This is a genomic window from Ancylobacter sp. FA202 (genome assembly GCF_000380205.1).
Taxonomy (GTDB): Bacteria; Pseudomonadota; Alphaproteobacteria; order Rhizobiales; family Xanthobacteraceae; genus Ancylobacter.
Window position 1 is genome coordinate 2,289,031 of the sequence record NZ_KB904818.1, and the last position, 12,295, is coordinate 2,301,325.

Genomic DNA, 12,295 nt, shown 5'->3' on the forward strand with positions numbered 1-12,295 from the left:
TGTTGCGCCACCATCGCCGCAGAGCCCGGCCGCCGCAAGCTTTGCCGGCAATCCCTTCCCCGCAATCCCTTTTTCAGGCTCCGGCGATCGGCGGCTCAGCCCGGCCCGTTCAGCGCGCGCAGCACCAGCGAGGCGGCCAGGGTGAGCATGACGAGCCCGACGCCGGCGTCGAGCACCCGCCAGGCGGCCGGTCGGGCAAAGAATGGCCGCAGCAGCCGCGCGCCATAGCCGAGCGCGGCGAACCAGGCAAAGCTCGCCAGCGCGGCCCCGGCGACGAAGACGGGCCGCACCGCCTCGGGCTGGGCGGAACCCGCCGCCCCCATCAGCAGCACGGTGTCGAGATAGACATGCGGATTGAGCAGGGTGAAGCCGGCCGTGGCCATCAGCGCGCGGGCGAGCGTCGTCTCGCCCGCCGCTCTCACCGCCATCGCCTCGGGCGCCGCCATGCGCCGCAGCGCCTGCACGCCATACCAGCCGAGAAAGCCGGCGCCGCCCAGCGCCAGCAGGGTCGCCAGCTGGGGCAGGGCGGCGAGGAAGGCCCCGACGCCGGCGACGCCGGCGGCGATCAGCAGCGCATCGGCGGTGCCGCAGAACAGCACGATGGCGCCGACATGCTCGCGTCGCAGCCCCTGCCGCAGCACGAACAGGTTCTGCGCCCCGATGGCGATGATGAGCGCGCCCGAGAGCAGGAAGCCGGTGGTGAGGGGCAGCAGGATGTGTGTCATGCCGGCGTGGTGGCGGGCGGCGCGACCGAAGTAAAACTTGTTCTTCTAAGGCTGATGAAGCAGAACTTCATCCATGCTGGATTACCCCGCCCTTGCCGCTGTCGCCGCCGTGGTGCGGGAAGGCTCGTTCGAGCGCGCCGCCGCCACGCTCGCCATCACCCCTTCGGCCGTGTCGCAGCGGGTGCGCGGGCTGGAGGAGCGTCTCGGGGCGATCCTGATCGTGCGCGGCCAGCCCTGCGAGGCGACCGAGCTCGGCCGCAGCCTCTGCGCCCATCTCGATCGCGTGCGGCTGCTGGAGCATGATCTGGCGCCGGCGCTCGGCCACGGCGCTGTCGGCACGGGGGAGCGGCTGACCCTTCCGGTGGCGGTGAATGCCGACAGCCTCGCCACCTGGTTTCCGGCCGCCGCTGCCGCCTTCGCGCAGGTGGCCCAGGTGTCGCTGGACCTCGCCCTCGACGATGAGGCCCACACCGCCACCCGGCTACGCGCGGGCGAGGTGCTGGCCGCCGTCACCGCCGAGCGCGAGCCGGTGCAAGGTTGCCGCACCCTGTCGCTGGGCGCGCTGCGCTATGCCGCCTGCGCCAGCCCGGATTTTGTCGCGCGCTACTTTCCACGAGGCGTCACCGTGGAGGCGCTGCACGCGGCGCCCTGCCTGCGCTTCGACCGGCGGGACTTTCTGCAGGCGCGCTGGGCGTTGGCGGCGCTAGGCACCGAGCGGGTCGGCCCGGTGCATTGGGTGCCGTCCACCCATGGCTTTCTCGACATGACGCGGGTCGGGCTGGGCTGGGGCCTGCACCCCACAATGATGGTGGACGCTCATCTCGCCGCCGGGCGCCTGGTGGAGCTGGTGCCGGGCCAGCGGGTCGATGTGCCGCTCCACTGGACGGTGATCCGCCTTGAGACCCGCGCGTTGCGCCAGTTGACGCAGGCCGTGTGTGCGGCGGCCGGCGCGGTTCTCGGCCGCTGACCTCGCGTCGCGAGCCCCGGCCGCGCCGGAATTTCATGCCGAACGCTTCCCCACAAGGGCGTGCCTTACCGAGGGTTGTGTTTCTTCCGGCCAGTCCAATGTCTGGATCGACGAACGACACAGCAGAAGGCGGGTCTTATCGAGAATGTCGATACCGCCCATTGTTTATAGGGATGGCGCGGCAGCCAAGTTATTCAACAATCTGTCACGAGGGAAAACTACTTCAGTTGCCCATGCAATGCGCTCCAGGCGGCGCGTATACAATGGGAATTGAAAACAATGACCAGCATCGTCAGCCCAATCCTCGACTTCATGGCGACGCGCGGCTCGGAAGATCGTGTCATCGATCTGAACGGCGTGTTCGGCGGCAGCGGCCTCACCTACACGATCGCGAGCAGCGATCCCGCGGTCGCCGCGGTCCGGATCGAGGGCAGCGAACTGACGATCGATTTTCTTGAGACGCTCGGCTACACCGATCTCAAGATCACCGCGACCGATGCCGAGGGCGCCACGGCGGTGGAGAATGTCCGGGTGCGCGTGGCCAGCGAGAGCGCCTTCACCATTGCGGTGATGCCCGACACGCAGGATTACACCTCCAACGCCGACCTCAACCACATTTTCGGCGACATGACCCAGTGGCTGGTCGATCACCAGGAAAGCCTGGGCATCGAGTTCGCCATCCATGTCGGCGACATCACCCAGCGCAACACGGCGGAAAACTGGGCGATCGCCGAGGAAGCGCTGCGCAAGCTCGACGGCAAGATCCCCTATTCGCTGCTGCCGGGAAACCACGACCAAAGCGACCAGGGCCGCGCCAACGACCACAGCTCGGTCTATCTCGACGACCTGTTCTCGCCGGAGAAGCAGGCTGCCACCAGCCCCACCTTTGGCGGCGTCTATGACCAGGAGCCGGAAAGCTCCAAGAACAACTACCACACCTTCACCGCGCCCGATGGCACCAAGTGGCTTGTCATGTCGATGGAATTCGGCGTGCGCGACGACGTGCTGCGCTGGGCCGGCGATGTCATCGAGGCGCATGCCGATCACCGCGTCATCATCGCCAACCATTCGATGACCAACTTCGCCGGCCGCCACGACCCGCTCGGCTCGCCGCTGTTCAACGAGGGCACCGGCTACGACTACGGCATGGGCAACACGCTCGAAAACCCCAATGATGGCGAGACCATCTGGCGCGAGCTGGCCAGCAAGTACCCCAATGTCGCGATGACGTTCTCGGGCCACATCTTTGGCGACGGCGCCGAAACCGTGACCAGCTACAACCAGTATGGCCAGCCGGTTCACCAGATGCTGGTGAATTACCAGAACGGCGTCGCCAACGAGATCAATGGCGGGCGCGGCGGCAATGGCGCCATCCGCCTGGTCGTGGTCGACCCGGAGGCCGGCACCATCTCGACCGAGACCTATTTCACCGAATTCGACAGCTACCTCACCGGCGGGCGCACCGAAGGCGAGCTGCAGGGCGACTATAAGGAGCACGAGCAGGTGCTCGACGGGCTCGATCTCGGCCCGGTGACGCCGCAGGCGCTGGCCGATGCTGGCGACGACATCTTCGCCACCGCCACGGCCGGTGCCGACGAGGGCGCGGTGGTCCTCGATGCGAGCGCCTCGCGTAACCCGGGTGACGCGATCGTCGAATATCGCTGGCTCGACAAGGGCGGCCAGGTGGTGGCCACCGGCCAGAAGCCGACCGTCTCTTTCGAGGTCGGCAGCCACAAGCTGACGCTTGAGGTCGAGGACCGCGCCGGCGTGGTGACGCGCGACGAGATCCGCGTCGTCGTCAGCGGCGATCGCACCTTGCTGGTCGACAATTTCAACGACGGCAACGCCGCTGGCTGGACCACGGTCCGGCCGCTGCTGGCGAACACGACCATTCTTGAAACCGCCTCGCAGGCCGGCGCCCCGGCGCTGGAGGGCGGCGATGCCGGCGTGCTCTCCTTCCCGCCGCTCGAAGGCACACAGTATTACCATGTGCAGCCGGGCTTCGAACCGTCCGCCGGCGACGACTTCGAATCCTACACGCTGATGATGGACCTGATGGTCTATGACGGCCAGGGCTCCTATTTCTCGCTGTTCCAGAACGACCTCGAAAACGCCGAGGACGGCGTCATCTTCATCGAGAACAAGAACAACGGCACCGGCACGCTGGAAATCCTGCGCGGGGCCCATGGCACCATCACCTATGGCCAGTGGCACCGCATCGCGCTGACCGTCGAGAAGATCGACGACGCCACCGCGACGCTGAGCAAGTACATCGACGGCAGCTTCGTCGGCTCGCAGGTGGTGGCGATGGATCGCCTGAAGATCGACGGCGAGGGCGGTTTCTACCTGCTCGCCGACGACAATGGCGAAAGCGGCTATGGGCATCTCAACAGCGTCGTGTTCTCCGACCGCGTGTTCAGCGCCAGCGAGATCGCCGACATGGGCGGCGCCAAGGCCGCCGGGCCGCTCTCCGCCGTGAGCGACGGGCGCACCGTGCAGTTCGACTTCAATGGCGACACCGCCGCCAGCCTCGGCGCGGGCACGATCGCCATCGTCGACAAGAAGGGCGACGCCCTGGAGGCGCTGACCACTTTCGGCACGGCCGCCTCCTACGGCATTCCCGAGCTGCCGGGCGGCGACGACCAGGTGATGTTCTTCCCCGCGCCGAAGGAAAAGCAGGGCTTCGTGGTGACGCCGGCTGGCGATGACGACGTCATCACCGAATACAGCCTCGTCATGGACGTGCTGGTTCCCGACGGCCAGGGCCGCTACATCTCGCTGCTGCAGACCGACCCGAGCAACACCAGCGACGGCGACGTCTTCATCCGCCGCAACAACGGCACCGGCTTGGCCGAGCTCGGCGGCGGCGGCTATGACGGCGCCTTCGCCTATGGCGAGTGGCAGCGCATCGCCCTTGTGGTGGACCAGGGCACGGACGGCACCGTCACCCTCCATAAATACCTGAACGGCACGCTCATCGGCTCGCGGGTCGTGGATGCCGAGCGCTTCAAGCTCGATGGCGAGAAGGGTTTCCTGCTATTCGCCGACGAGGACGGCGAAATGAACGACGCCTATGTGAACAGCGTGTCGTTCACGCAGGGCGTGCTCTCGGCCGAGCAGATCGCGGCGCTCGGCGGCGCCAAGGCCGGGGGCATCTTCACGCAGGCGCCGGACGCGAACACCACGCAGTTCGACTTCTCCGGCACGCTCGACGCCACCTTCGGCGATGCCCAGCTCGACTTCCTGGATGAATCCGACACCGGCTTCTGGAAGGTGAAGGGCAGCGTTCACTCGCGCAAGGATGACGATGCGTCGATCGACGCCCCGGAAGGCGCGCTCTACTACTCGCAGGACAATCCCGACAAGCTTCTGGTGTGGAACGATCCCGCCGCGCTGGCGTGGAAGAACTATGTGTTCGACGTCACCCTCCGCTCCACCGATGACGATGTGATCGGCACGGTGTTTTACTACGCCGACGAGAGCAATTATTACCGGCTCGAACTCGACGGCGAGGGCTATTCCCGCCAGCTGATCAAGGTGCAGGAAGGCGTCGAGACCGTGCTCGCCACGGCCACGGGCGGCTACCGCTTCAATGACGAGATGGAACTGCGCGTCGCCGTGGTGAATGGCGAAATCACCGTGCTGCTTGACGACGTCAACGTCTTCGGCGGGCCGGTGATCGACAGCGCTCCGCTCGCCGGCGGCACCATCGGCGTGCTCTCCAGCAATCAGAAGAGCGCGATTTTCGACAATGTCGCGGTCAATGAGGTGGCGCTGGCCGCGCATGGCGCCGGCGACATGCGCAGCATCGACCATGATGGCGACGGCTTCGCCACGGTCGCGCTGTCGGCCTCCGGCTCCTTCGGACCGAAAGACATCGTGGCCTATCGCTGGCTGCTCGATGGCGAGGAGATCGGCACCGGCAAGCAGGCTGTCCTCTCTCTTCCCGTCGGCACCAAGGGTGTGACGCTCGAAGTCACCGACGCCGCCGGCAAGATCTCCCGCGATCACGTCAAGGTCGATGTCGTCAGCGCCGACAAGGTGCTGCTGAGCGAGGGCTTTACCGGCGGCACGCTCGCCGGCTGGACGATTGTGGACGAGGGCACGCTGGGCGGCGCCTCCGACTGGCAGCTGCGGGACGGCAAGCTGTACCAGATGTCGGACATTCACTCCCGCCAGCTGATTTCCAACGGCAACGCTTCCGATCCCGACCCGTGGAACCGTGGCTGGAGCCCGCTGGGCGATGGCTACAACGCGCTGCGCAAGGGCACCTACGCCCTCTACAACGCGCCCGAGGCGGCGGAGTGGAGCGACTATTCGGTCGAAGTCACCATCGTGACCCCGGACGATGACGGCCTGGGCATCCTGCTGCACTACCAGGACCCGCAGAACTACTACAAGATGGAGCTCGACCGCGAAGGCGGCCTCTGGCAGCTGCGCAGCATGGTCGACGGCTATGAGAAGACCCTCGCCCAGGTGCCGGGCCGCTATATCAGCGGCGAGCCGATCCATCTGCGCGTCGACAACGCCGGCGGCAAGATGCAGGCCTATGTCAATGGCGAGCCGGTCTTCGCCTATGACATCGAGGACCACAATCTCGACGCCGGCACGGTCGGCCTCTATTCCTGGGGCAGCGCGGGCGTCGCGTTCGATAATCTGAGCGTGGTGTCGCTGGCGGATGGGCCGGTGCAGCCCGGCGACAATGCCGCGCCGGAAGCGGCGAACGATAACGGCTTCGCGGTGACGGCGGGTTCCTCGCTGATGCTGGCCGCGGCTCTGCTGCTGGCCAATGATAGCGATGCCGATGCCGATAACCTCGCGATCGTGTCGGTGCAGGAGGCGGTCGGCGGCACGGTGGCACTCGACGACGCCGGAAACGTGCTGTTCAAGGCGACCGCCGGTTTCTCCGGAACGGCCTCGTTCAGCTACACCGTTTCCGACGGCAATGGCGGCACGGACAAGGCCACGGTCACGCTGAATGTGGAGGCGGCGGCCAACCGGAACCCCGACGCGCTCGACGACCGGCTCTATGTGCTGGAAGAGGCGGGGGTGACGCTGGCGGCCTCCAGCCTGCTCGCCAATGACACGGACGCCGATGGCGACACCTTGACCCTGGTCTCGGTGCAGGGTGCGACCCATGGCACCGTCGCGCTGGTCGACGGCAAGGTAGTGTTCACCCCGGCCGACGGCTTCACCGGGGCCGCTTCGTTCACCTACACCGTCTCCGACGGCAAGGGCGGCCAGGACACGGCGAAGGTGGTGGTCAACGTCCAGCCGCGCCCGAACACCGCGCCGGTGGCGCAGAATGACGGCGGCTTCACGGTCACGGCGGGCCTTGCCCTCTCGCTGGCGGCGGCGGCGCTGCTGGCCAACGACACCGATGCCGACGCCGATACGCTCAGCATCCTCTCGGTGCAGGGCGCGACCCATGGCTCGGTGGCGCTGGTCGACGGCAAGATCGTCTTCACGGCGGAGGCGGGCTATGAGGGCGCGGCTTCGTTCACCTACACCGTCGCCGACGGCAAGGGCGGCACCTCGACCGCGACGGTCTCGCTGACCGTCGAGGCGGAGGAGGTCGACGAGCCCGGCCATGAGGGCTGGCAGCACGGCACGACGGGCGATGACGTGCTTGGCGGCCCGTCCACGACAAGCGTCCGCATCTTTGGCGATGCCGGCGACGACACACTTCGCGGCGGCCTTCGCGACGACCAGCTCGATGGCGGCGAGGGCTCGGACCTCCTGCGCGGCGGCATCGGGAATGACCGGCTTGCCGGTGGTGCCGGCGATGACGTGCTCGAAGGCGGGATCGGCAATGACCGGCTGGAAGGCGGCGAAGGCGACGACGAGCTTCGCGGCGGCATCGGCAGCGACACGCTTGAAGGTGGGGACGGCGAGGATGTCCTTGAAGGTGGCATCGGCAATGACACTCTCGACGGCGGCAGCGGCGACGACGAGCTGAAGGGGGGCCTCGGCCGCGACCGTCTTGAAGGCGGGGAGGGCGAGGACGTTCTTTCGGGTGGCATCGGCCGCGATGTCTTCGTGTTCGGCGCGCAGTCGGGGGCGGACATCATCACCGACTTCCGTTCCGGCCAGGACAGCATCGAGCTCCAGGGGCTCGCCTTCGACACCTTCGACCAGGTGTTGGCGGCGATGGTCGACACGCAGGACGGCGTGGTTCTCCAGCTGGATGCGGGCGGCGACAACTATGTGCTCATCGAGCACACCACCCGCAGCGGCTTCGGCGCCGACGATTTCGCCTTCGTCTGAGCCGCCCGCTTCTGACCGCGCTGGAACCGTTCCCGCGCGACACCCACCGGCGGCAGGCGCTGCCGGTGGGGTCTCCCCCAGCCGGTCGCGGGGCCTGCCGCCGGCCAACCGGGGTGGTGTGCGTCACGCACCTGTCAGCCCGCCGCACTAAGCACGGCGATCGATCGGTCGCCGTGCCGGTCCGATCCGTCGACCCAATAGTGCCCGCCAAGAGTGCCAGCCAAGAGTGCCAGCCTAAAGAGTGCCAGCGATGAAAACACTGAGCGGTCCCTCGTCAGCCTCGCCCGTCGCCGCCGCCTTCGCTTCCTGCCGGAGCGTTCTGGTCGGCATCGGCGCCCTGAGCTGCGTCATCAATCTGTTGATGCTGACCGGCCCGTTCTTCATGCTGCAGATCTATGACCGGGTGCTGGCGAGCCGGAGCCTGCCCACCCTCGTGGCGCTGCTGGTGCTCGCCTTGGTGCTCTATGCGTTCCAGGGCGTGCTCGACCTGCTGCGTGCCCGCGTGCTGGTGGGGCTGGGCATGCGGCTCGATGCCAAGCTGCGGCCGCTCTCCTTCGACCTGATGTCCGCCCTGGTGCTGAAGCGCGGGCGCGACGGCAACGGCCAGCAGCCGGTGCGCGATCTCGACCAGATCCGCCAGTTCCTCTCCGGGCAGGGACCGGTCGCGATTTTCGACCTGCCCTGGATGCCGCTCTATCTCGGCGTGCTGTTCCTGTTCCACCCGGTGTTCGGGCTGGTTGGGCTCGCCGGCATCCTCGTGCTCTGCGCCTTCATGCTGATCACCGAATTCGCCACACGGGCGCCGACCCGCATCGCCGCCCGTCGCTCCTCCACCCGCAACGGGTTGGCGGAAACCTATTGCCGCAATGCCGAGACCATCACCGCTATGGGCCTGACCGCGACCATGCGGGCGCGCTGGTTCGAGGCGCATGCCGCCTATCTCAGCGACAACCAGCGCGCGGTGAATGTGGCGGGCGACCTGTCCTCGATCAGCAAGGTGTTCCGCTTCCTGCTGCAATCGCTGATGCTGGCGGCCGGCGCCTGGCTGGTGATCGAGGGCGAGGCCTCGTCGGGGGCAATGATCGCTTCCTCCATCCTGTCGTCGCGGGCGCTGGCGCCGGTGGAGCTGGCCATCTCCAACTGGCGCGGCTTTATCGCGGCGCGGCAGGCCCATGCCAGGCTCTCCGCGCTGTCGGCGGAGTTTCCTCCCGCGCCCCAGACCATGCCGCTGCCGGCCCCGAAGGCGCGGCTCGATGTCGCCGGGCTCGCCGTCGCGCCCCCGGGCCAGGCCAAGGCGACCATTGCCGGCCTGTCCTTCGCCGTGGAGGCGGGCAGCGCGATCGGCGTCATCGGTCCTAGCGGCTCGGGCAAGTCGACGCTGGCGCGCGGGCTGGTCGGCGCCTGGCCCTCGTCCAAGGGCGGCGTGCGGCTCGACGGCGCGGCGATCGAGCAATGGGACCGCGACGCGCTGGGCGCCCATATCGGCTATCTCCCGCAGGATATCGAGCTGTTCGACGGCACCGTGGCGGAGAACATCGCCCGCTTCCGCGCCGATGCTGCGCCCGCCGCGATCATCGCCGCCGCCGAGCGGGCCGGGGTGCACGAGCTGATCCTGAAGCTGCCGAATGGCTATGACACGCGCCTCGGCGAGGGCGGGATAGCGTTGTCCGCCGGCGAGCGCCAGCGTGTGGCGCTGGCCCGGGCGCTTTTTGGCGAGCCCTTCCTCATCGTGCTCGACGAGCCAAATTCCAATCTCGACGCCGATGGCGAGGCGGCGCTGACGCGGGCGATCATGTGGGCCCGCGAGGCCAAGCGGGTGGTGGTGGTCATCGCCCACCGGCCGAGCGCGCTGGCGGCGGTCGATCTCGTGCTGATGATGGCCGCCGGCCAGCAGCAGGCCTTCGGCCCGAAGGAGCAGGTTCTGGGCAAGGTTCTCAAGACGCCGGTGGCCGCATGACCGACACTCTCGCCACAAATTCCCTGTTCACCCGCCTGCGCGCGCGGCTCTCCCGCCTGCTTCCGGCGGCCAGCGTGGCCGATGACGGGGTCAACCGCCATTTGTGGCTGGCCTTCATCGTCGCGCTCTTCCTCGTCGTCGGCTGCGGCGGCTGGGCCGCCACAGCCGCGCTCAACGGCGCGGTTCTGGCGGTGGGCACGGTGGTGGTGGAAAGCCACGCCAAGCGCATCCAGCATCCCGAGGGCGGCGTGGTCGGCGAGATCCGGGTGAGCAACGGCCAGAAGGTGGAGGCGGCGGACGTGCTGCTGCGGCTCGACGACACCGTCACCCGCGCCAATCTCGCCGTGGTCGACACCCAGCTGGTGGAACTGGCCGCCCGCCGCGCCCGGCTGGAGGCCGAGCGCGATTCACGGGACAGCATAGACTACCCCGCCGCGCTGCTGGCGCGCCGTGCGGAGGAGAATGCCGGCCGGGCGATCGAGGGCGAGGTCAGCCTGTTCAACTCCCGCCGCGCCGCGCTGGAAGGCCAGGTGCTGCAGATGCGCGCCCGGATCGACCAGCTGGTCGACGAGGCCGCCGGCCTTTCCGCCCAGATCACGGCGAAGAGCGCCGAGCTGGGCTATATCGCCGAGGAAATCGCCGGCGCCACCCAGCTGCATGGCAAGGGGCTGACGCCGCTGACGCGGCTGCGCGCGCTCCAGCGCGAGCAGGTGCGCATCGAGGGCGAGCGCGGGCAGCTCCAGGCCGAGCTGGCGCGCTCGCGCGGGCGCACCAGCGAAACCGAGCTGCAGATCATCCAGATCGGCCAGGACATGCGCGCCGAGGTGATCGAGGAGCTGCGCGAGATCGAGGGCAAATGGGCCGAGCTGCAGGAGCGCCGCATCGCCGCGCAGGACAAGCTGACCCGCGTGGAACTGATCGCGCCGATTTCCGGCGTGGTGCACGAACTCGCCACCCACACGGTGGGCGGGGTGATCGCGCCCGGCGAGACGGCGATGCTGATCGTGCCCGAGCATGACCGGCTGGTGGTCGAGATCCATGTGAACCCGGCCGATATCGACCAGGTGCTGATCGGCCAGCCGGCCATGGTGCGGCTTTCCGCCTTCAGCCAGAAGACCACGCCTGAGTTGGCCGGCACGGTGGCGCGCATCGCCGCCGACCTCACCAAGGACGAGAAGGCCGGCACCAGCTTTTATGTCGCCCAGGTGGCCCTGCCGGCGCAGGAGATCGCCCGGCTGAACGGGCTGCAGCTGATGCCCGGCATGCCGGCCGAGGTGCACCTGCAGACCGGCGAGCGCACGGCGCTGAGCTACCTCGTCAAGCCGCTTCGGGACCAGATCGCGCGGGCGATGCGGGAGGAGTGAAGGTCGCGGCGGCGCAGGCGAAGAATTCGGTGACGATGGGCAGCCGCCGCCGCTCGTCGAGGCAGACGAGATATTCGTCGATGGCGAGCGGCGCGTCGCGCAGCGGCAGGAAGCACAGCCGCGTGTCGAAGCCGAATTCCAGATCCGCCACCACCCCGGCGCCGAAGCCGGCGGCCACCGCCTCGCGCACCCCCTCGCGGGTCGAGACCTCCAGGATCGGCCCGAGCGAAATGTCCTGAAGCGCCAGATTCTGCTCGAACACCTCGCGGGTGCGCGAGCCGCGCTCACGCAGCACGAAGGGGCAGCCGCTGAGATCGGCGAGGCACAGCTCTTTGCGTGTGGTCCAGGGGTGCCGCTCGGGCAGGAAGATGCCGATCTTCATGGAGGAGAGCGGGCGCACATGCAGCCGCGGATCGGTGGGCAGCTGCGCGGTGATGCCGATATCGGCGCGATATTCCAGCAATTGCTCGATCACGCTGTCGGAGTTCTGCACGATCAGCGAGAACACCAGCCGCGGCCGCTGCTGCTTCAGCGCTCGCAATATGGGCAGCGAATGCACCACGCCATCGGCGGCGATGCGCAGGCGCCCGCCCTCATTGGTGCGGCTCTTGAGCAGGGTGCGCGCTTCCGCCAGCGCGGCGAACAGGCGCGAGGTGACCTTGTAGAGCGCTTCCCCGTCCGGGGTGAGCGTGACCCCGCGCGCCTTGCGCTCGAACAGCGCCATGCCGGACGCCGCCTCCAGCTGGCGGACCTGGCCGGACAGGGTCGACTGGCTGACCGCCATGCCGCGCGCGGCCTGGGAATAGCTGCCGGCGGCGGCGACGAAATGGAAAGCGCGAAGCTGGGTAACCGACATGTTTCTCAGCGGCCTTCTGCGGATGAGAACCTGCCCCGAGTAGCCGGCAGCTGCGGAGGCCGGAAGATCGACAGACGGTTCTGCACGGGGGAATCGTGGGCGCGGGAACACATGATGAAGGACAGTTTAGCGCGGCAAGAGATTCCGAATTGTGACAGG

The 12,295-nt window shown here is 68.0% G+C and carries 6 protein-coding genes; 4 read left to right on the plus strand and 2 right to left on the minus strand.

Going from position 1 to position 12,295, the window contains the following annotated elements:
- Positions 1 to 95: 95 nt before the first annotated feature.
- A complete protein-coding gene (locus A3M1_RS0110415) occupies positions 96 to 725 on the minus strand; it encodes a LysE/ArgO family amino acid transporter (protein WP_018388909.1) in 630 nt (209 codons plus the stop codon).
- 73 nt (positions 726 to 798) lie between these two features.
- Here A3M1_RS0110415 and A3M1_RS0110420 point away from each other — a divergent pair, with 73 nt between their 5' ends.
- From A3M1_RS0110420 to A3M1_RS0110435, 4 genes are all read left to right on the plus strand, one after another.
- Positions 799 to 1,692 (plus strand): LysR family transcriptional regulator ArgP, encoded by an 894-nt coding sequence (locus A3M1_RS0110420; protein ID WP_018388910.1) that lies wholly within the window; start codon positions 799 to 801, stop codon positions 1,690 to 1,692.
- A 279-nt stretch (positions 1,693 to 1,971) separates the two neighbouring features.
- Positions 1,972 to 7,959, plus strand: a complete 5,988-nt coding sequence (locus A3M1_RS0110425) for a cadherin-like domain-containing protein (protein ID WP_018388911.1) — start codon at positions 1,972 to 1,974, stop codon at positions 7,957 to 7,959.
- Positions 7,960 to 8,209: 250 nt separating this feature from the next.
- Positions 8,210 to 9,916 (plus strand): type I secretion system permease/ATPase, encoded by a 1,707-nt coding sequence (locus A3M1_RS0110430; RefSeq protein ID WP_018388912.1) that lies wholly within the window; start codon positions 8,210 to 8,212, stop codon positions 9,914 to 9,916.
- Positions 9,913 to 11,280 carry an HlyD family type I secretion periplasmic adaptor subunit gene (locus A3M1_RS0110435; protein WP_018388913.1) on the plus strand — a complete coding sequence of 456 codons (1,368 nt, stop codon included), beginning with the start codon at positions 9,913 to 9,915 and terminating at the stop codon, positions 11,278 to 11,280. Before A3M1_RS0110430 ends, A3M1_RS0110435 begins: the two co-directional genes overlap by 4 nt.
- Here A3M1_RS0110435 and A3M1_RS0110440 read toward each other — a convergent pair.
- Positions 11,234 to 12,136, minus strand: a complete 903-nt coding sequence (locus A3M1_RS0110440; protein ID WP_018388914.1) for a LysR family transcriptional regulator — start codon at positions 12,134 to 12,136, stop codon at positions 11,234 to 11,236. The two genes, A3M1_RS0110435 and A3M1_RS0110440, sit on opposite strands and share 47 nt — an antisense overlap.
- Positions 12,137 to 12,295: the final 159 nt, after the last annotated feature.